Below are 19626 nucleotides of genomic sequence, written 5' to 3'. Positions count from 1 at the left end.
ATTTATGAGAATTCGAGAAACTGTCCTCATATCACTTTCCATCGGCTGCCTCATTTTGTGGGTTCTGGAGTTTCGCCGGACGCGCACTTTTGGCGAACATTACTGGCTAATTATGCTGTGTCTGGCGTTTTTGCTGGGTTTTATGTATGTTCGTGGTGTTCACCTGAACCGGCAGGAGCAAAAACCGCCCGTTCAAGTAAAACCATCCAGAAAAAAGAAGAAAAAGTCCTGAGCCGGATTCATCTTAGAAATGAGATTAATCTTTGAACTGGGATTACGCTGATTAAGGGATTAACAGGATATAAAAAATATAATTAAGATTAACTAATCTCAGTTAATCCTTTAATCAGCGTAATCCCAGTTCAGGACGATATTTTATGGGATCATACAGCATTCTGCTCGGAGCGTTTGTCGCCTTGGTGTTGGCCGGTTTTTTCTCGGCGGTCGAGATGGCCTACCAGTCGGTAAACCGGCTCTATTTTGAACTGCACAGCAAACAGGGCCCGTTGGGCGAAAAACTCGTTTCGGCGTTCCTGAAACAGCCTATTCTGTTTGTAGGCACGACACTCACCGGTAACACCCTCTTCCTGGTCTTATACGGCGTTTTGGGCGTTACCGTCCTTAATCCTCTCCTGGCAACGTACCTGCACGAATCGCTCGCGAACCCCATTGCGCTGATTCTGATTGAAACGCTGGTATTGACGATTCTTTTCATGCCGGTTGCGGATTATCTCCCCAAAAGCCTGGCGCTGATCCATCCCGATGCGTTCATGGAACGGCTGGCGATTCCGATTTGGGTCATCTACAAAGCCATTGCCCCAATAGTCCGGCTGATGGTCTGGCTGACAAAAGGGATTGTTAAAATCATTCCGGGAAGTCAGTATTCGGAGGTGCGACCGGTTTTTGGCCTGATCGATCTCAACCATTACCTCCAGCAATTCAACCAGCAGAAACAGCAGATCGATCCGAGTGAAGAGGAAATTGACATCGATACCGAAATTCTGAACAACGCCATCGATTTTCGCAACGTCGCCGTTCGGGATTGCATGATTCCGCGAACCGAAATCACTGCCGTGGACGTCGAAGACAGTATTGAAGAGTTAAAAAGCTGTTTTCAGGAAAGCGGGCATTCCAAAATCGTCGTTTTCCGCGATAATATCGACAACGTGATCGGCTATTGCCATGCGCTGGCGCTGTTCCAGAAACCGCAAACCATCGAAAGCATTCTGACGCCCATTCGGGTGGTGCCCGACAGCATGCCCGCGCGGCTGTTGCTCGAAAAGTTTCTGGCCGAACGCAAAAGTCTGGCACTGGTTGTCGACGAATTTGGCGGTACGTCGGGACTGGTTAGCGTTGAGGATCTGGTGGAGCAGATTTTCGGTGAAATTCAGGACGAATACGATACCAACGAAGACTGGGATGAGCGCCAGCTCGACGACACAACCTGGCTGCTCAGCGCCCGGCACGAAATCGAAAACCTGAACGAAAAATACGGCTGGAACATTCCTGAAGGTGATTACGACACCCTTGGCGGGTTGATCTTATCCATAAATGGCGAAATTCCCGACGTGAACGACGTGATCGAACTGGCTCCTTTCACGTTCACCATTCTCTCGATGAACGAAGCCCGAATCGATCTGGTGCGGGTGCATGTAGCAAAAACGGTAGAATGAAACGTTAGAAATGAGACAAGAGAATAAAGACTAAAACCGCTATTATTTTTTAATTCTCTTGTCTTAGAGACTGTCTAAGATTTAGATTTCCTCTTTCTTCGGTCTGCCCCCAACCCCCTAAAGGCCGGGCGGCCGGTGCCGGGCTTTAATCGGCGTCTCAAAGCCCGGCACCGGCCGCCCGGCCTTTAGGGGGTTGGGGGCGGACCTTTACGGTAGAAGATGAGAATTTTAGACAGTCTCTTACATCTCTCATCTAATAAGTTATCCTTCCTCAAACCACTCCCGGAAAGCTGCGGCTTTTTCTTTACTGATTGTCAATTCACCACCGACCGGTTTTTTAAGCGAGACGATCAGTTTTCCGCTGTAATGCGACTGATAACCGGCAATGGCGTTCAGGTTTACCAGGCACTGGCGGTTGGCGCGAATAAAAACCGCAGGGTCGGTTAGATCTTCCAGTTCATCCAGCGAACCATAATCCGTCACCAGTTTTTGCCCGTCCTTCGTAAAGAGATAGATTACCTCATCGCGGCAAAAATAAGCGACATTGTCTTCGTTGACCGGCACGATGTTTCGGAGATAATGCGCCGTAAACCGGTGTTTGTATTTTTTACTCGGCGCCGACATATCCGCCAGTAAGTCACGGAGCTGGTCACGAAAATCGGTGGAACGGTCGCCCTGTTTCCAGCGGTGGTATTTGTCAAATGCGGTTTTCAGTTCGTCCGGTTCGATCGGTTTCAGGAGGTAATCGATGCTGTTCAGTTTGAACGCCCGAATCGCGTATTCATCGTAAGCCGTCGTAAAGATGATGGGGCATTTCGGATTAATTTCGCGGTAAATGTCAAAACTAACCCCGTCGGACAGCTGAATATCGGACAGGATCAAATCCGGGTCCGGCGACTCGGTCGTGCGGTGACGAACAAACCAGTCGACCGCCGACTGAACGCTCTCCAGTGGACCTTCCAAATGGGCTTCCGGTACCAGCTGACGTACCAGGCGGGCTAACGTCTTGGCAACCAGCGGTTCATCTTCGATCAACAGAATGGTCATCTTTTTTTCGTTTAATCAAAATCGATTTTTATTAAACATTCGACAACCGGTGGAGTTAGAATACGTACAAATCAATACGCAACGTAATCATGACAAACGACGAAATTGTTGATTCACTGAACGATCTGATCAAGATCAACAACGACCGCATCAATGGTTTTGAAAAAGCCGCCGAGGACATCGAAGATCCTGAACTGGCATCGCTATTCAAAAATCTAACTTCACAAAGTCGGAAATTCCGGAGCGAGCTGGCCGATAATATCGTCCGGATCGGCGGAGTTGTTCCCGGTGTTGACGAAACGAGCACCGGTAGCAAAATTCACCGTGCCTGGATCGACATTAAGGCGGCTTTTACCGGAAAAGACCGTAATACCGTACTGGAATCCTGCGTTTTTGGCGAAAATGCCGCCGTTGAGGAATACGAGGAAGCGCTGGAAGACGAGCAAATCCCGTCTCATATCCGCCAAACCCTCAGTACCCAACTCGACGAACTCCGCCATACCCGCGACCAAATCGCAACGTTGAGAGACGTTACCGAATAAATGAATGAACAATTAATAATGAACAATGAACAGGGCTGTTTCCGTTGTTCATTGTTCATTATTAATTGTTCATTTAGATTTCCTTCCCAATCCAGTCGAAACGGCATCCAGCGTCGTTGCCAGTTCCTGCAATTTTACTTTCAATTCTTCACGATCGGCATTATCGAGGCTTTTTCGGGTTAGCTTTGCCAGCGAGTGCAGTGATTCTGCAATCTGCAGGCTTTTCCCCGAGGCCAGAGCCGCTTTCAGTTGCTCCAGTTCATCCGAAATATCATCCAAAACCAGGTGGCCCGATCCGAGCGCCCGAACCCATTGATCAATAAAGCTGTTGGCCATCGGTTGTAAATGAACCGGATCGTTGGTCAGCTCCCGAAGCGTAATATCCAGAAGCTGGTCTGCGTTATTTGCGTGAGTCATATCGAGTTAAGGAGTGATGATTGCGCACAATGTACGACGATTGATCAATAATTTGTCATTTTCTACGGTTCATTTTTCACTAAACCAAGGGCACTTTCACCCGAAACCAGTCCTTTTCCTCTTCCACTTTTACGTCTTTTTCGCTCAGAAAATGATACAGGGCCTTAAGATTGGTTAACCCCTGTCCGTTTGACGTTTCAACACGCGGTTTTCGTTGCAAGTTGTTTTCAACCGTAACGTATTGTTCATCAGCCACAATCTGGATTGCCAGCGGCTGCCCGACATTGGCGACGTTATGCTTGATCGCATTTTCGATCAGAATCTGTAATGTGACCGGTACGATTGCTTTATCCGAATACACCGAGGGAATTTTTAGTTGAATATCAAGCGACCCATTAAATCGGGTTTTGAGTAAGTAAATGTAATTATTAATAAAGTCGACTTCGGTTGTTAAGCTCACCAGATCTTTGTCTTTATGTTGAATTACATACCGAAAAACCTTCGATAATTGCCGCAGAAACTGCGACGCCAATTCAGGATTTTCGTGGATTAATCCATCCAGAGAGGACAAACTATTGAAAAGAAAGTGCGGACTTAACTGATTTTTTAAATTATCGAGTTGCACCTGGATCTTTTCTTTTTCCAATTGCGATGCACGTACGGCGTTTTCCTGCCATTGCTTCAAAAAATGGCTGGCCATAAATCCCAGGCAAACGACAGTATTGACCAGAAAAACCATCACCCCAACGATAATAACACCGAATCGATTTGCAAGGTCAATCTGAACAAAGTGAATCGAAAAATAACGGGTTATTATAAAGTAACTAACTCCCACGTATACGGTTTTTACAACACTCCAACCGCCAATAACCTGAACCACAACCCGTAACTTAATATTCTTTTCGAACGGTAAGTGTCGATTTAGATAGCTATTAAACAGATAATGGAAAATCCAGATTGTGTTTAATACGATAAATGAAAGAAAAAACAAAACGACCTGTACCGGCCACGTAATATCCGGAACGATCCACTGGCGGATAATTACACCGCCAATTGCAAACCACAGGAGAACAATCTCGACGTATTTATTGAATTTAATTTTCATGGCTTGAAATAATCATTCCGTCCGACATTTCGATTACGCGATCGGAACCGGCGGCAAAATCGGGATCGTGGGTCACGGCAATAATGGTTTGGTGGTTTTCCCGGGCGATTTCGCGGAAAATATCGAAAACAATTCTGGTATTCGTCCGGTCCAGATTGCCCGTCGGTTCGTCGCCCATGACAATGGTGGGGTCATTAATCAAAGCCCGCGCAATCGCCACGCGCTGCTGCTGCCCCCCCGAGAGTTTACTTGACAATTTCCGGGCATGTTCCGCCATCCCAATCATCTTCAGCTTTTCATAAGCCCGGTGCTCTACCTCTTTTTCGGAATATTTTCCCAATTTTAAAGCCGGGAGCATCACATTTTGTAAGGTGGTAAATTCGGGCAATAAAAAGTGAAATTGAAACACAAATCCGAGGTGTTCATTGCGAAATTTTGACAGATAATCCTGACTTCGACCAGTCAATGTCTGCCCGTTTATTTCAAGCGTACCTTCATAATCGGTGTCCATCGTAGAAAGCAAATATAAAAGGGTTGATTTTCCGCAACCTGACTTGCCGACAATTGCCAGAAACTCCCCTTTATTTACTTCAAAAGAAACGTCTTTCAACACCTGAAATCGGTCGGGTTCCGTGAAATATTTATTGAAATGTGATGCTTTTAAAACTTTTTCCATACTATGACTACGGTGAATGAAATGATTAGAATGATCTTAGTCGGAATTAAACAAAAATTATGATTAGACTTATTTTGTATTGAATGTTCACTTTAGTAGAATATCAATTTTTATCATATCAATCACCGTAATCATAGTCTTATCCCCTTAATATTGAAACCGGATCTACTTTCGACGCTTTTCTGGAAGGAAAATATCCCGCCAGAACCGTTGTAATTAGTCCGAATAAGATTCCCATCACGTAATACTTCGGATCGAAAATAACCGGAAAGGTTTTTATACTTAAAAAATCTCCGGCATTGAACGGCGTAATCGATAACATATAACTCAGCAAAAAACCGATCAGCAAACCCATTAATCCACCCAATAACCCGATAAAAATGGCCTGAAGCAGGAAGATTAAAACAATGTCTTTTCCTTCAAAACCGGTTGCTTTCAGGATGGCAATGTCCTTGATTTTATTGATAACATTCATGTTCATGATGTTGTAAATACCAAAACCGGCCACTACCAGGAGCGTCATCGACACCACAAACGTCATTACATTCCGGATTTTTTCGCCCGCCAGAATGGCAGAATTGGCGGTCGCCCAGTCTTCGGTATAATAGCCGTAAACCGCTCTCAGTTTCTTACCCAACGGGATTGCCAGCAAGGGGTCGAACATTTTGATGTGAATATCCGTCACGTAGCTCGCGTCCTTTTGCAAAATCTCCTGAACCGTCGACAGATTGGCGTAACTCTTGGTGTTATCGACCGTCCCGATCCCGAAACTGAACGTACCGACCACCCGCAGAATCATTGTTCCGCCCGTTGGCGTCGTCACACTGACTTTATCACCCGCCCGCACATTCAGCTTACGGGCCAGCACGCTTCCCATGATCAGGCCATTCGGGTTGCTCCGCAACGCGTTGATCGTACCCGATTTCAACCGTGATTTCAGGTTGTAAAGGCGGTTTTCGCGATCAATATCGACCCCGGCGACAGTGCCGGAAATCTGAATCGGGCCATTATTGTAGAAAACCTGGGTGCTGAGCTGGGGTGAAACACCCAGAACACCCGGTTCCTGTTCGATGCGCCGGGCGATCAGCAGCCCGTTTTTCAAGCGCGACAACTGCTCTTTCGGTTTCTGGTGGTAAATCACGTTGAAAGCCGAATCGCTCCGGTTCAGTTGGTCGATCAGCGCGGGCCGCTGCGTGTTGACCTCGTTATATATCCGCACGTGAGGGCTCGCATCCAGCGCCGAATCCTCCAGAAACTGGTTAACGCCCTGCATAAACGAGATCATGGTAATGAACATGGCAATCCCGAATGTTACGCCCAGCATGGCAACGAGCGTTTGCCGCTTTTTCGCCATCAGGTGAGTCCGGGCTATCTGGGTTGTGATGCGGAGATTCATACGTTTTTATGAGTTATTTCACAGAGATGAGCGGAGTTTAAGGAGTTAAGCGAAGAAAAAACAACTCCGTTTACCTCTTAATTGCTCTGCTTAACTTCGCGCAACTTCCATTATTCATTCCGGATTGACGACAATTGACGTTTCATTCAAACCGCCTTTTACCTGAACCAGGTCGAAATTCTCGGCGCCCTTCACGATTCGGATCTTCTTTTTGTCACCATTTTCAGCTACCCAAACGCTGTCATTTCCAACTACGTACGATTTTGGAATGGTCAAAACCCGGTTATTCTGGCTGATGACAATGTTGGCTTCGACCGTCAGACCGTAATACGCGTCGGGTCGTTCGCCCACAAAATCGCCATCGACCCGAAACGACTGATCGACCCGGTTTAGCTTAGGATAAATTTTTCGAACTTTGGCCTTAAAAACTTTGTCCGGGTAAACATCGGCTTTCACGAGAACGTCCTGCCCAATCCGTATTTTGCCGAAATCACTTTCGTCGACCGCCAGTTGAACGAATACATCCCGCCCACTGCCAATCAACGCCAGTTGGTCGTTCCGGCGGACCACCTCGCCCGGTTCTTTCGAAATTTCGTATACTTTTCCGTCTACAAAGCTCCGAACGCGGGTGTTTCCCTGGTCCTGCCCGCTTGCAACATACTGACTCCTTGAGTTTTGCAAATCAACGTACAACTGATTTCGTGTTCGTTGCAACGAACTCCGCCGGGCGGCAAAGTCGTTTCGGGATGTTTGGTAAGCCAGTTGAACCCGTTCCAGTTCGGCTTTGGAGGTCGCATTTTGCTGGTACAAATCCCGGTACCGAACGTAATTGACCGAATCGTTGGAGAGCCTAGTTTGGGCGGTTCGAAGCTGAGCTTCCAGTTCCGATAAAACCGGTGAGTTGGCGTTCAGATTAGCCTGCGACTGGCGGTAAATGTTGGCCGCAGCCTGTTCCCGAGCGCTCTGCGTGACGCCTTCGAGCACAAACACCAGCTGATTTCGCTTCACCGAATCGCCTTCGCTGACCAGTTTTTGCTGCAAAATCCCGTCGGCATTTGCCAGCACTTTGTACTCATTTCGGGGATAAATACTGCCCGACGCATACACCGCTTCCGTCAGATCCTTGTATGTCGGATGCGCACCGTCTTCACCCCGATTGCAGCCGGAAAAAACCGTCAAAAGTAGTAAGCCTGAAAGAAAAATGTTGGGCTTTATATTTAAAATCAACGAGTTATTCAACTCATTATCAGAACAGTACCCTCCTTTAGTTTCCATTTCTGATCTGCAGAATCGTCTGATTGATAAATACATTTGACAAAGTAGTAAGGTAGCGGTTTTGGGCATTCAGCGACTCGTTGAATACGTTCAGGTATTGGTCGTAAGCAAAAATTCCCGCCCGGTACTTGATCAGGGCAATCTGCGTATTCTGCTCATTCAATTCGTAGTTCTGGCGATTGAAATTCAGTGAGTTGCGGGCCTGTTGATAGGTGTTCAGAATGTCCTGATTGTCCAGATCGGCGCGGATTTGTTCGTAAGCCAGTTCAGCCTGAGCCTGTTCAATCCGCAAGCGGGCGCGGTTCAGATTGGCCGTTCGTAATCCGCCCGAATAGATGGGCACATTAAGCTGCAAACCAGCCACGCCGATTGGGTACCACTTCTGACTCAGATCAAAAAAGCTAAACTCTTTCCGTTGCGCCTGAGCCGAATAGCGGGCGTAAACCGAAAGAGTTGGCCACCGCAGGGCATTTTCCCGGTTCAACTGCTGGCGAAATAACTCCAGTTGCGACCGCCGAACCGTTACCTGCGGTCGTTCGGCAGTGGGACTTGTCGACGAAAAACCGGTCTGATTGGTTGAGATCATCAGGTCTTGCTCCAACACCAGCGAATCCTGCAGCGTCAGCCCAAGCAGCACTTTCAGCTGGTTCTGGTTGCGACGGTAACTCAGCTCATTTTGCCGCAAAACATCTTCGGCCGTCAGTCGGATGGATTGTAACCGGTTGTATTCCAGCGGTTCAATCTGGCCTTTTTCCAAACGCTGGCGGGCAATGGTCGCGATGGTGTCGGCATTGGCTACATTTCGGCGGGCAATGTCGATGGCCGAGCGAGTTAACAAGGTTGCGTGATAGGTCCGGGCCACCTGCGTCGAAATATCGTCCTGTAGCACCAGATTCTGGTCGTCGATAATCCGTAAATTTTGAGTAGCCAGCCCAATGTCCAGGCGGTTTGGGCGGTTTAGCAACGGCATCGACGCTTCCACGCCCGCTGTCAGGTTAAACGGAACCCCAAACTGCAGCGTCCGGAATTCGCCGGGCTGACCGCCCAGAAATTCGGCCGGGATCAACTGAGTTGGCAGGGCATAGTTGTAATCGAAATTGGAAAAGGCCCGCACCGATGGCCGAAGTGCCGCCCGGCTGGTTTCCCGCTGCTGATCCTGCGTCGTCCGGTTTTGTCGGGCAATCGTCAGATCTGGGTTGTGCTGCCGGGCTCGCTGGATGGCGTCCTGCACCGTCCTGACAACGGTTTGCGCCCCTACTTCGCGGCTGATCATCAGCAATAAGATGAGTGACAACTGTTTCATACAAGAATCGAAATCCGTGTACAAAGCAAAAAAATGCGTATCAATTGTCTTTTTTAACCTCAGCGAAGCGGAAGAAATCCGATCCAAACCGGCTGATTCAGGAAGCGAACGACAAGAAAAAAGACAACCCAACCGGGTTGCCTTTTCGTATAATTGTCACCTTGTACTAAAAATTAATACGCATACTGGACAATTCCAGCGACCATCGAACAGAGGAATGGATTATTGACTTTGGTTTCTTCGCTGAAAAGCCGGCCTTTTTTGTCGTAAACTTTTTCAATCAGCGCAATCTGTTCCGTGCTGCTGGGCAAATGTTCACTGACTTGCCGACGGTTTCCGGCGAAGGAATGGGTAAATACCCGGGTTACCTTGTCGGTATTGGAATACCAGGTTTCGCGTGTCAGCACATCATTTTTGTACTCGTACGTGACCCGGTAACTCAGTTGCTCCCGGGCATCAAACCACTTCTGCCCGATTTTTTTTCCGTCCTTAAACTCGTATTGCACCAAACCGGTCAGCACGCGCTGTTCCGGATTACGCTGGTTAAAATAAATCCGCTCGGTCTTCAACGCACCGTCAGCGTACTCATACTCAGACTCTTCGTATGCCGTCCAGGTATTATCGTTACCGTATTTTCCGTAACGGATTTTCCCGACCAGGTTATCGTGCTTGTTGAAAATCTGCTCGACGTACGAAAACAGCTCGAGTTGCCCACTCGCGACGCGCCCCAGGTAATCAGTTCGGACCAGTTTTCCGTTCTTATTGTATGTATATTGTTCCACGCTGACGGGACTGTCGCAATTCGTACCGGAGCACATCATTTTTTTGGCCGGCGATGCTTCGTCGTTATACGTGTTGCCGCCGGGTTCGATCCCAAATTCCGATGAATCTTTGGACTGACAAGCCAGCCACAATGCAGCAGACAACAAAAGAAGTAGTCGGTTTTTCATAAAAAGTGGGGTTTGGACGTATGTGTTTAAAGACCCGGTTTTGGTCTGGAGCGTTGGAACTCAGGCGGTTTTTTAACGAAATTATTCATCTACCAGGCAACGGTCGGTTTTTACCCAAACAATTATAGCGCAAATGGTTTAGCCTATTGAACCGACGGTGTAGTTTCCGGATCGAAAAACCGCGCGGTTCGCTAGCATTACGATTATGAACACACCCCTGCAAACCCAAATCAGCGAGGTTTTACAAAAGTTGGAAGGCCTGCTGGACCGCGTACCGGAAAAAGTGGCGAAGGAAGTTCGTCAGGAAATTCGTGAATTCCGGCAGCTTCTTGTCGAAACCCGCCCGCCCCGTTTTGCGCTCGTCGGTCGGCGCGGAAGTGGGAAATCGTCGCTCATTAACGCGATTTTTGGTCGAAAGGTCGCCGAAGTGGGGCACGAAAAAGCGCAAACCGGTGAAGCAACCTGGTGGCCGTATTCCGGCGAATACGGAACCCTTGAGATTCTGGATACACGGGGTTTACAGGAAGGTTCGCGCCCCAGCGAAGCCGATTCCGCCACTTCCCCCATCGAATCGATCAATGCGGCCCTGAAAGCGAAAGCTCCCGATATAATCCTGTTTCTGATCAAAGCGACCGAAGCCGACTCGGGTATTCATGCCGACCTCGAAGCGTTGAAAGAAATCAGTAAAACCGTCGAAAAAGTCCACAATTACCACCCGCCGATGCTGGTGGTTGCAACACACTGCGACACGCTGGAACCCAAGAATGTTCGTTTGCACAAACCGGACGAAGAAGATCCGGATGATTGGAAGGAAAAAAGAGACCGGGTTACGGCCATTGAAAATTTGCTCAAAGCTAAATTTGAATCCGATCCGTATTTAAAGGAACACCTCATTACGGTGATCGGCGTTTCGTCGTACCAGTCCTGGAAAAATGATACGTTGCGCTCCGACGAACGCTGGCGCATTGACGAACTATTGGATTATATTTTCAACGAACTTCCGAAAGAAGGCAAGCTGGCTTTTGCGCGATTGAGTCAGGTTCGGACGCTTCAGGAATCGATCGCCAACCGGCTGACCCAGATCGTGGCCGCCATCTGCGGAGGAATTGCCGCCGTACCGATTCCGATTGGTGACATCATTCCCATCACATCACTGCAAATTACGTTGATCATTGCGATTGCCTACGTAGCCGGTCGGCAATTGAGTTCGCAATCTGCGAAAGAATTTCTCACGGCCATCGGCGCGACGATCAGCGCGGGTCTGGTGTTGCGAGAACTCGCCCGAGCGTCTGTCAAAATCCTCTTTCCGGGGGTTGGTAGTGCGGTTTCGGCCGGCATTGCCACCACCGCCACCATCGGAATTGGCAAAGCTGCCACCGCCCATTTCATCCAGAAAACCAGCCTCGACAAAGCCAAACAGATTTTTGAAGGAGAGAAAAGGGTGAAAGAATGAAAAATGAACAATTAACAATTTTCAATTAACAATGTAATAGTGTCGGATCAGAGCTTACTTTTACATTCTTCATTGTTAATTGTTCATTGTTAATTATTCATCTATTTCCGATCTATTCCTTCCAGCACGCGACGGATCTGGTTCGCTTTGGTCATGAATTCAAAGGAATCTTTGACGTTTTGCTCGTCGATCAGGTCTTTAAATCGCTGTAGAAAATCGATGTAATCGGCTAACGCCTGGGAAACGTTGGTGCGGTTTTGGTCGAAAATCGGCGCCCACATTTGCGGGGAACTCTTTGCCAGCCGGACGGTCGAACTAAAACCGGTGCTTGCCATGTCGAAAATCGCCTGCTCGTCTTTTTCTTTTTCCAACACCGTGAGTCCCAGGGCAAACGCGCTGATGTGACTCAGGTGCGAGACGTAAGCCAGGTGCAAATCGTGTTCCTGCGGGCTCATGTAAAAAAGCTTCATGCCGATGTCGCTAAACAACGCTTCGACCAGCTTCAGGCTGTTCGGGTTGCTTTTCTCCCGGTCGCAAATGATGAGGTTTTTGCCGGGCAACAGTTCCCGAAAAGCCGCTCCCGGTCCGGAATTTTCGGTTCCGGCCATTGGGTGAATGGCGACAAACTGCGCCCGTTTGGGGTGATTATCCGCCACCTCGCAAATCAATTCTTTCGTCGAACCCAGGTCGGTTACGGTTCCACTTTCCGGCAGTTGATCCAGCACCTGCGGCAACAGCTCCAGAATGCTGTTGACCGGTGTAGCCAGAACGACCAGGTCACTGACCGCAATGGCTGCGTCCAGCGGCTGCATTTCGTCCACCAGACCTTTGGCAAGCGCCAGTTTTCCGTGTACCGGCGAGGCATCGACCCCAATAAAATGCGCCTTCGTGTATTTCTCCCGAATCGCCAGGGCCAGCGACCCACCCAATAACCCAACTCCTACGATTGTAATGACCATGTCTTTTTCGCTCTGATCACCTCTGATGTTCCCTGATAAACCCTGTGTAACTGTTATTTCTCAGAGTTAATCAGGGAATATCAGAGGTGATCAGAGTTTTTATTTGATTCGATTAACTGCTTCCCAAATTCGCTCTTTCGGCATACATAACGACACCCGGATGTACCGGTTGCCTTTTGCCCCGAAGATAAAACCGGGTGCGATGAAAATGTGCTTGTTATACAGCAAATCATCCACCAGACTTTCGGCCGATTCGATGGAATCCGGCAGTTTTGCCCACAAAAACATCCCTTCCTGATCGTTCGTAAAGGTGCAATTCAGGGCATCCAGAAAAGCCGTCGCGGCTTCCAGCCGACCTTCATACACCGCATTCCGTTCCTGATGCCAGGAATCCGGATTTGCCAAAGCCTCGGCGGCTGCGTCCATCACCGGTTTAAACATACCGGAATCGACATTGCTCTTGATCGACAAAACTGCATCGACGTACGGTTTCGACGAAGCCATCCAACCCACACGCCAGCCCGCCATGTTGTGCGACTTGCTCATGGAGTTCATTTCAATCACCACATCTTTGGCACCATCGATGGAAAGCAGGCTGATGGGCGGTTTTCTATTCAAGACCAGGCTGTAGGGATTATCGTGGCAAAGCAACAGACTGTAGTTATACGCAAACCGGACGGCCTGCTCGAACAGCTTTTGCGTCGCCGGTGCGCCCGTTGGCATGTGCGGGTAATTCAGCCACAGAATTTTGGCATTATCAGACACCAGTTCTTCCATCGCTTCCCAGTCTGGCTGCCAGCCTTTGTTTTCCAGCAGCGGGTAATTCCGTACCTGCGCGCCCACCATCCGGCTCACGGCGTTATAGGCCGGATACCCCAATTCCGGCACCAGGACCTCATCACCTTCGTTCAGAAACGTCAGCGAAATGTGCGTAATGCCTTCTTTTGAACCTAAAAGCGGCAGAATCTCCGTTTCCGGATCGAGTGGAACACCGTACGTATGGGCGTAATAACCGGCAATAGCCGACCGAAAACCGGGGGTACCTTTATAGGATTGATACCCGTGGGCATTCGGCTGATAGGCCGAATCAACCAGGGTTTGAATCGTGTTGTCGGACGGCATCATATCGGGATTTCCGATACCAATGTTAATCACGTCATGCCCGGCAGCCAGCAGTTTACGAACTTCGGCCAGCTTGACCGAAAAGTAGTACTCCTGCGTTTGTCCGGCACGGTGAGCCAGTGGAATGATCACTTGAGCGGAAATTAAATGGTTTTAGAGCCGCAAAAGTACGGTTTTTCCCCAGAACCACATAGGAAATAGGCAACGGGGTATGGGCCTGGGGCAGAGGGTAACTATTCTCCCTTTGCCCCAGGCCCTTACCCCGTTGCTCCTCACTCGCTCCGCAGGCTCTTGACCGGGTTTGTCAGGGCCGCCCGGATGCTCTGAAAACTGATGGTCAGCAGCGCGATGCCCACCGCCAGCAAACCAGCCAGCGCGAATATCCACCACTCAATGTCAACTTTATAGGCAAAATCTTTCAGCCATTTGCTCATGGCCCACCAAGCGACCGGGGCAGCCAGCAACAGGGCGAGAAGAACCAGTTTCAGAAAATCTTTCGACAACAATGCAACAATACTGGCGACCGAAGCACCCAGCACTTTCCGAACACTGATTTCCTTGGTGCGCTGCTCGGCCGTAAAAGTAGCCAGACCGAACAATCCCATGCACGAAATCAGGATGGCGATACCCGTTGCGGTATTGACCAGTCGACTGGTTTTCTGCTCTTTTTCGTAAAGCTGGGCAATTCGGTCGTCCAGAAAGTCGTATTCGAATTTCTTGTCGGGATGTACGGTTTTCCACTGGGCTTCAATGCTGGCCAGCGCTTCCTTTAACTCATTGACCTGCTGCCCCTTGACGGCCAGTTTCACCCCAATATTCCGGGCTTGCCGGGGTAGGTAACCGATAAAGGTCGGGTCAATTTTGGAGTGGAATGATTGTTCGTGGAAATCGGCCACAACGCCCACAATCGGGAAGGTTTTGCCATCAAATTCCAGTAATTTGTTCACGGCATCCGCTGGTTTTTGAAAGCCCAGTCGTTTGGCAAAGGTCTCATTGATAACCAGTTCACGGAGGGAATCACTTTTCAGGTAGTTCCGGCCCGCCAGTATCCGGAGGTTGTAGAGCGGAATAAAATTCGCGTCGCCCACTTTCGCCGACACATCCAGTTCGATTTCTTTTTTACCCTTATACTTCATTTTGGTCATCATGTAGCTCATGCCCATCGGTGGAAACCACTGTTTCGTCACGCGCTCAACGCCCGAGAGTTGCCCAATTTTTTCTAGCAGCACTTCGGTTTTACCCGCCCGCCCGGACTTCACCTCAATAATGGCGTCAGTTGAGAAACCCAGGTCCTTGTTGCGAATGTAACTGAGCTGCCGCTCCACGATCAACGTACCGATGATGAAGATCAGCGAAACCGTAAACTGGAAAACAATCAAGCCTTTACGCAAATATCCTTTCTGACCACCTTTCAGCGCACTCTGACCTTTGAGAGTCAGCGCGGGCAGATACGACGATAGCACCAGCGAAGGATAAAAACCGGCCAGTAATGATGTGGTTACGGTGACGCCTAAGAGAAAAAGGAGCGTTTTCAGGCTGAATAAATTGAAAGTTAATCCTCGGGGAGTTACCGATTGAAATGCCGTTAGAATTGGGTTTACTAATACCAGCGCAAGGCCGACGGCGATCAACGTCAATAAGCTGGTTTCGCTTAAAAACTGAACCACCAGGCTTTTGCGGCTACTTCCCAGCACTTTCCGAACGCCCACTTCCTTCGACCGCTGAACCGATTGGGCCGTGGCCAGATTGATGAAGTTGATGGCGGCAATCAGCAGAATAAAAACCGCTACGCCCATCATGCCGTACAAGGTGGGCAGATGAGCTTTCCGGGAATAATTATCGACATAATCGGCGTTGAAATGCAGGTCCGAAAGGGGTTGCAGGCCGGGCACAAACTTGAAATCTTTCCGGAAATGTTCTTTGGAAAAGGCCAGAAAAGCTTTGTCAAACTGCTCGGGCCGGGTGCCTTCCGGCAATTTGACGAAGGCCTGCGACGACGACCAGATGTCATCCCATTGGTCCAGATCGATGCCCTTTTTCAACTGGCTGCTCCGAACGGTGGCCATTGAAATGAAATCCGTAAAGGTGAAATCCGACGGTTTTTGCCAGTCTTTCACAATGCCCGATACTTTGACCTGAACCGAATCCCAGTAAATGACCGACCGGCCCAGGATTTGTTCGAGCGGCAGCTCGCCAAAGTATTTCCGCGCTTTCCGCTCCGACAACACCACCTGAAAGGGTTCGGTCATGGCGGTTTTCGGATCCCCGGCCATCCATTGGTAATGAAAAATATCGAAATATTGCGGGTCGGCCACGATGATTTCGGCATTGTCTTGCCCATGATCCCGGTGCTCAAATCTGCGGGGTTTCTCGGAACCTTCCGGAATCAGCACTTCCGATTCGATGTTGTGAAAAGCCGCCACCGTTCCCAAACCCGTCACTTCGTTACGTACAGCGGCCGGAACGGCGTTCGGAACGAATCCGGCCGGACGAACATCGGCCTGTGGGTTGAACTTCTCCGTACCAACCAGTCGGTAAATCCGTTCCCGGTCGGGATGAAAGGTGTCGTAGCTCAGTTCGTAGTTCGTAATGAGGTAGATGACCAGACAGGCTGTTACGCCCAGACTCAGCCCGAAAAGATTGATCAGCGCGCTGACCTTGTTTTTTGTCAGGTTGCGGAACGAGGTTTTAAGATAGTTACGAAGCATGACAGGATTCAGAATAGAAGGTGATGAATATTCATTCAATTGGCGTTTCAGGGCAAAAGGGCGTTTCAGAAAGCCCAGCACTTCCCTGGCGTATTGCCGCCGGGCAAAGGCTACTCCGAACAGCTTTCCATTTCGCAAAAACCGCTCATACAAATCGCCCTGAACTTCCTCCAGCAAATGGGGAGCGCAAAAGGCTTCCAGTAAGCGATCAGCCCAGCGGGGCGGCATGTTTTTCATAATGAACAATGTATAATGAATACTAGGACGAGCTGGTAACTCAGAATGATTTTCCCAACCTAAAACATCTGACAATCAAAAGTTTAATTCATTATTCATTGTTAATTGTTCATTGATTTCTTCATTCGGAACGAAGTGACTTCACCGGATTCACTACGGCGGCTTTGATACTCTGGAAACTGACCGTCAGCAGGGCAATGGCCAGCGCCAGCAGTCCGGCCAGGGCAAACATCCACCATTCGATGCTGATCCGGTAGGCAAAGCCCTGAAGCCACTGATCCATCGCGTACCAGGCCACTGGAACGGCAATGGCAATGGCAATCAGCACCAGTTTGACGAAGTCTTTGGCCAGTAGTTGGATGATTCCCGGCACCGTGGCGCCCAACACTTTGCGGACGCCAATTTCGCGGGTCCGTACCTGCGCCGTGTAGGCCACCAGACCGAACAGACCCAGGCAGGAAATGACAATGGCGATGGTTGCAAAAACCGTGAAGAGCGTACCCGTGCGCTGTTCGGTTTTGTACAGATCATCGAAAGTCTGATCCAGAAAATCGTATTTGAACGGGTATTCGGCGTTGTACTGCTTCCACAAGCGCTTGGCGGTGGCAATGACGTTGGGAGCCTCCTGGCCCGTCGTTTTGATGAACATTCGCCCCGCCCGGTTCGGATCGTAAAAGAAAATGGAAGGCTCGATCCTGGATTTCATGGAGGCAAAATGAAAATCCTTTACCACGCCAATGATGGTTCCCTCCCGGTCCCAGAGCTTAAACCGCTTGCCAATCGGATTTTTGATCCGGGCGGCCTTGACGGCGGTTTCGTTCAGGATAAAGTGCAGCGAGTCCGAAACCGCCCCGGTGAAATTCACGCCCTGATCGACTTTTATTTTAAAGAATGGAATAAAATCCTGGTTGACCGCAACGGGACGGATCATCATGGTTTCGCCGGGTTGTTTGCCATCCCAGTTGGTCGCGCCGGTTTGCATACCAATCGAAACAATATTGCTGTTGGCCCGGGTCACTCCGGCGACACCCGGCTGTTTCAGCAATTCCGTTTTGGCCGCGTCGAAGTGCGCGCCCAGGTCCCGCATGTAAAAAGATAAAACGTGGTCTTTGTCGTAGCCCAACTCCTTCGAATGAATGTAGTCGAGTTGATTGCCGATGATCAGCGTTCCCGAAATCAGGATCACCGTAAACGTAAACTGTGTGACAACCAGTATTTTCCGGAAAACCGCATCCGTCAGACGCGCCGAAACCTTGCCTTTCAGCGCCTTCAGCGGTTCGAAGGACGAAAGCAGCAGCGCCGGGTAGATGCTCGATGCCAGCAGCGTTCCGGCAATGGTGGACGCGATAACCGCCCAGATCTGCGAATCGGAAAAATCGATGACGAGTTGTTTTCCCGAAAGTTCGTTGTAGAACGGCATCAGCAGCGTCATCAACCCAATGGCGAGGAAGGCCGAAAGGGAAAACAGCAGGGCGGTTTCGACGATAAATTGCAGGAATAACTGCATTTTGGCCGCGCCCACGATTTTCCGCATACTGACTTCCTTGGCCCGCAGCATCGAGCGCGCCGTGGAGAGATTGACGTAATTGATGCAGGCAATCACCAGAATGAGTAAGGCAATGATGACAAACATCCGAACGGTTTCGATGCCTCCCTCGGTGCCGTCGGCTTTGTAGAGGTGCATGTCCGGCAAGGCCTGCAAAAGATACGTCAGGTCAGTATCGTCCGGTTTATTGCGGAGGTGAATATTCCGCAATTTATCCGCCAACGCGGTGGTGGAAACGCCCGGTTGCAGCTGAAAAAACGTCGCGTACGAGAATTCGTGGAAGTCGTTGTGCTGGTTCCGGCCGTCTTTCCGATTCGCGTAAATCACGCTGAACCAGTGCGAAATCGGCATAAACAGATCACCTTTCAGGCTCGAATTTTTCGGAAAATTCCGGATAATACCGCTGACGGTAAAGGTGGTTTTGCCGTCGGCGGTGATGGCCTTGCCGATGGGCTCGGCGTCGCCGAAGTAGCGTTTAGCGGTTTTTTCGGTCAAAACCACTGAATTGTTATCGGGAAACGGTTTCGCCGGATTTCCTTTAATCAGGCCAAAATCAAAGAGCGTGAAAAACGTCGGATCGGTAAAAACCGCTTCTTCTTCAGCAAAGGATTTGTCCTGGTATTTGTAAAGCGTATACAAACTGCCATCGGTGATCCGAAGCGCTTCCTTAATTTCCGGAACTTCCTTTTTCCCCATTTCGGCAATGGGCGCTACAGTAGTGGTCCAGATTTGCTTGCTTGTGCCCGTTCCGACCTCATTTTCAAGCCGGTAAATCTGGTTCGCTTTCTGATGAAACCGGTCGAAACTCAGTTCGTCCTGAACCCACAGCAAAATCAACATCCCGACGGCCAGACCAGCCGTCAAACCGGTCATGTTGATCAGGGAATAGAACCGGTTTTTCAGCAAATTGCGCCAGGCGGTTTTGAAATAGTTACGTATCATAGCGGGTTGCAATAAAGGTGTTGACGGATACTCACGCGCTTGCCTTTTCAGCGCAAATGGTTTTAGAAAGCTTATTACTTCCCGGGCATATTGTCGCCGGGCAAACGACGTTCCCCCAAACCGCTCATTCCGCAAAAACCGCTCGTACAAATCCCCCTCAATCTCCTCCAGCAAATGGGGAGCGCAGAATATTTCCAGCAATCGGGTGGCCCAGCGGGGCGGCTTGTTTTTCATAATGAATAATTAACAATGAATAATAGAGTAATCCGGTAACC

The 19626-nt window shown here is 49.4% G+C and carries 17 protein-coding genes; 5 read left to right on the top strand and 12 right to left on the bottom strand.

The features are described from left to right. Positions 1-4 precede the first annotated feature (4 nt). Positions 5-232 carry a hypothetical protein gene (locus GJJ30_RS12130; protein WP_154175417.1) on the top strand — a complete coding sequence of 76 codons (228 nt, stop codon included), beginning with the start codon at positions 5-7 and terminating at the stop codon, positions 230-232. Between the two features lie 145 nt (positions 233-377). Beyond that, positions 378-1673 (top strand): hemolysin family protein, encoded by a 1296-nt coding sequence (locus GJJ30_RS12125; protein ID WP_154175416.1) that lies wholly within the window; start codon positions 378-380, stop codon positions 1671-1673. A 261-nt stretch (positions 1674-1934) separates the two neighbouring features. On the opposite strand, the gene GJJ30_RS12120 is transcribed toward GJJ30_RS12125, so the two are convergent. Then, positions 1935-2720 (bottom strand): LytR/AlgR family response regulator transcription factor, encoded by a 786-nt coding sequence (locus GJJ30_RS12120; protein WP_154175415.1) that lies wholly within the window; start codon positions 2718-2720, stop codon positions 1935-1937. A gap of 89 nt (positions 2721-2809) precedes the next feature. Here GJJ30_RS12120 and GJJ30_RS12115 point away from each other — a divergent pair, with 89 nt between their 5' ends. Next, on the top strand, positions 2810-3262 hold the full coding sequence (locus GJJ30_RS12115; protein WP_154175414.1) for a ferritin-like domain-containing protein: 453 nt from the start codon (positions 2810-2812) through the stop codon (positions 3260-3262). Between the two features lie 69 nt (positions 3263-3331). On the opposite strand, the gene GJJ30_RS12110 is transcribed toward GJJ30_RS12115, so the two are convergent. Both GJJ30_RS12110 and GJJ30_RS32340 read right to left on the bottom strand, forming a co-directional pair. Continuing rightward, positions 3332-3679, bottom strand: coding sequence for a hypothetical protein (locus GJJ30_RS12110; protein ID WP_154175413.1), 348 nt, complete (start codon positions 3677-3679; stop codon positions 3332-3334). Between the two features lie 79 nt (positions 3680-3758). Next, complete coding sequence (locus tag GJJ30_RS32340) at positions 3759-4379, bottom strand: sensor histidine kinase (RefSeq protein ID WP_229313092.1); 621 nt, start codon at positions 4377-4379, stop codon at positions 3759-3761. Between GJJ30_RS32340 and GJJ30_RS32335 the strand changes: the two genes are divergently transcribed. Further along, positions 4368-4568 carry a hypothetical protein gene (locus tag GJJ30_RS32335; protein ID WP_229313091.1) on the top strand — a complete coding sequence of 67 codons (201 nt, stop codon included), beginning with the start codon at positions 4368-4370 and terminating at the stop codon, positions 4566-4568. The two genes, GJJ30_RS32340 and GJJ30_RS32335, sit on opposite strands and share 12 nt — an antisense overlap. Before the next feature lie 205 nt (positions 4569-4773). Here the strand turns inward: GJJ30_RS32335 and GJJ30_RS12100 are convergent, their stop codons facing one another. From GJJ30_RS12100 to GJJ30_RS12080, 5 genes are all read right to left on the bottom strand, one after another. Continuing rightward, positions 4774-5460: an ABC transporter ATP-binding protein gene (locus tag GJJ30_RS12100; protein WP_154175411.1), complete on the bottom strand. Its 687-nt coding sequence runs from the start codon at positions 5458-5460 to the stop codon at positions 4774-4776. A gap of 139 nt (positions 5461-5599) precedes the next feature. Beyond that, positions 5600-6856: an ABC transporter permease gene (locus GJJ30_RS12095; protein WP_154175410.1), complete on the bottom strand. Its 1257-nt coding sequence runs from the start codon at positions 6854-6856 to the stop codon at positions 5600-5602. A gap of 114 nt (positions 6857-6970) precedes the next feature. After that, a complete protein-coding gene (locus tag GJJ30_RS12090) occupies positions 6971-8035 on the bottom strand; it encodes an efflux RND transporter periplasmic adaptor subunit (protein WP_229313090.1) in 1065 nt (354 codons plus the stop codon). A gap of 85 nt (positions 8036-8120) precedes the next feature. After that, positions 8121-9434, bottom strand: a complete 1314-nt coding sequence (locus tag GJJ30_RS12085) for a TolC family protein (protein ID WP_154175408.1) — start codon at positions 9432-9434, stop codon at positions 8121-8123. 173 nt (positions 9435-9607) lie between these two features. Then, complete coding sequence (locus tag GJJ30_RS12080; RefSeq protein ID WP_154175407.1) at positions 9608-10384, bottom strand: hypothetical protein; 777 nt, start codon at positions 10382-10384, stop codon at positions 9608-9610. A 205-nt stretch (positions 10385-10589) separates the two neighbouring features. Between GJJ30_RS12080 and GJJ30_RS12075 the strand changes: the two genes are divergently transcribed. Continuing rightward, positions 10590-11837: a GTPase family protein gene (locus tag GJJ30_RS12075; protein ID WP_154175406.1), complete on the top strand. Its 1248-nt coding sequence runs from the start codon at positions 10590-10592 to the stop codon at positions 11835-11837. 101 nt (positions 11838-11938) lie between these two features. Here GJJ30_RS12075 and GJJ30_RS12070 read toward each other — a convergent pair whose 3' ends face one another. The 4 genes from GJJ30_RS12070 to GJJ30_RS12055 form a co-directional block, all read right to left on the bottom strand. Further along, entirely contained in the window at positions 11939-12796 is an 858-nt protein-coding gene (locus tag GJJ30_RS12070; protein ID WP_154175405.1) for a prephenate dehydrogenase, read from the bottom strand. A 99-nt stretch (positions 12797-12895) separates the two neighbouring features. After that, on the bottom strand, positions 12896-14050 hold the full coding sequence (locus GJJ30_RS12065; RefSeq protein WP_310588231.1) for a pyridoxal phosphate-dependent aminotransferase: 1155 nt from the start codon (positions 14048-14050) through the stop codon (positions 12896-12898). A 140-nt stretch (positions 14051-14190) separates the two neighbouring features. Beyond that, complete coding sequence (locus GJJ30_RS12060) at positions 14191-16863, bottom strand: ABC transporter permease (RefSeq protein WP_154175404.1); 2673 nt, start codon at positions 16861-16863, stop codon at positions 14191-14193. A 121-nt stretch (positions 16864-16984) separates the two neighbouring features. After that, positions 16985-19585: an ABC transporter permease gene (locus GJJ30_RS12055; protein WP_229313089.1), complete on the bottom strand. Its 2601-nt coding sequence runs from the start codon at positions 19583-19585 to the stop codon at positions 16985-16987. Positions 19586-19626: the final 41 nt, after the last annotated feature.

This window comes from Larkinella terrae (genome assembly GCF_009668025.1).
GTDB classification, from domain to species: Bacteria; Bacteroidota; Bacteroidia; order Cytophagales; family Spirosomataceae; genus Larkinella; species Larkinella terrae.
Note: the sequence above shows the minus strand (reverse complement) of the source record. Positions and strands in the feature narration are given on the sequence as shown.

What these genes read in the sequence shown, in the direction of transcription:
- GJJ30_RS12130 (WP_154175417.1), top strand. Translation starts at nt 5, where the DNA reads ATGAGAATTCGAGAAACTGTCCTCATATCACTTTCCATCGGCTGCCTC.
- GJJ30_RS12125 (WP_154175416.1), top strand. Translation starts at nt 378, where the DNA reads ATGGGATCATACAGCATTCTGCTCGGAGCGTTTGTCGCCTTGGTGTTG.
- GJJ30_RS12120 (WP_154175415.1), bottom strand. Translation starts at nt 2,720, where the DNA reads ATGACCATTCTGTTGATCGAAGATGAACCGCTGGTTGCCAAGACGTTA.
- GJJ30_RS12115 (WP_154175414.1), top strand. Translation starts at nt 2,810, where the DNA reads ATGACAAACGACGAAATTGTTGATTCACTGAACGATCTGATCAAGATC.
- GJJ30_RS12110 (WP_154175413.1), bottom strand. Translation starts at nt 3,679, where the DNA reads ATGACTCACGCAAATAACGCAGACCAGCTTCTGGATATTACGCTTCGG.
- GJJ30_RS32335 (WP_229313091.1), top strand. Translation starts at nt 4,368, where the DNA reads ATGGCTGGCCATAAATCCCAGGCAAACGACAGTATTGACCAGAAAAAC.
- GJJ30_RS32340 (WP_229313092.1), bottom strand. Translation starts at nt 4,379, where the DNA reads ATGGCCAGCCATTTTTTGAAGCAATGGCAGGAAAACGCCGTACGTGCA.
- GJJ30_RS12100 (WP_154175411.1), bottom strand. Translation starts at nt 5,460, where the DNA reads ATGGAAAAAGTTTTAAAAGCATCACATTTCAATAAATATTTCACGGAA.
- GJJ30_RS12095 (WP_154175410.1), bottom strand. Translation starts at nt 6,856, where the DNA reads ATGAATCTCCGCATCACAACCCAGATAGCCCGGACTCACCTGATGGCG.
- GJJ30_RS12085 (WP_154175408.1), bottom strand. Translation starts at nt 9,434, where the DNA reads ATGAAACAGTTGTCACTCATCTTATTGCTGATGATCAGCCGCGAAGTA.
- GJJ30_RS12080 (WP_154175407.1), bottom strand. Translation starts at nt 10,384, where the DNA reads ATGAAAAACCGACTACTTCTTTTGTTGTCTGCTGCATTGTGGCTGGCT.
- GJJ30_RS12075 (WP_154175406.1), top strand. Translation starts at nt 10,590, where the DNA reads ATGAACACACCCCTGCAAACCCAAATCAGCGAGGTTTTACAAAAGTTG.
- GJJ30_RS12070 (WP_154175405.1), bottom strand. Translation starts at nt 12,796, where the DNA reads ATGGTCATTACAATCGTAGGAGTTGGGTTATTGGGTGGGTCGCTGGCC.
- GJJ30_RS12060 (WP_154175404.1), bottom strand. Translation starts at nt 16,863, where the DNA reads ATGAAAAACATGCCGCCCCGCTGGGCTGATCGCTTACTGGAAGCCTTT.
- GJJ30_RS12055 (WP_229313089.1), bottom strand. Translation starts at nt 19,585, where the DNA reads ATGAAAAACAAGCCGCCCCGCTGGGCCACCCGATTGCTGGAAATATTC.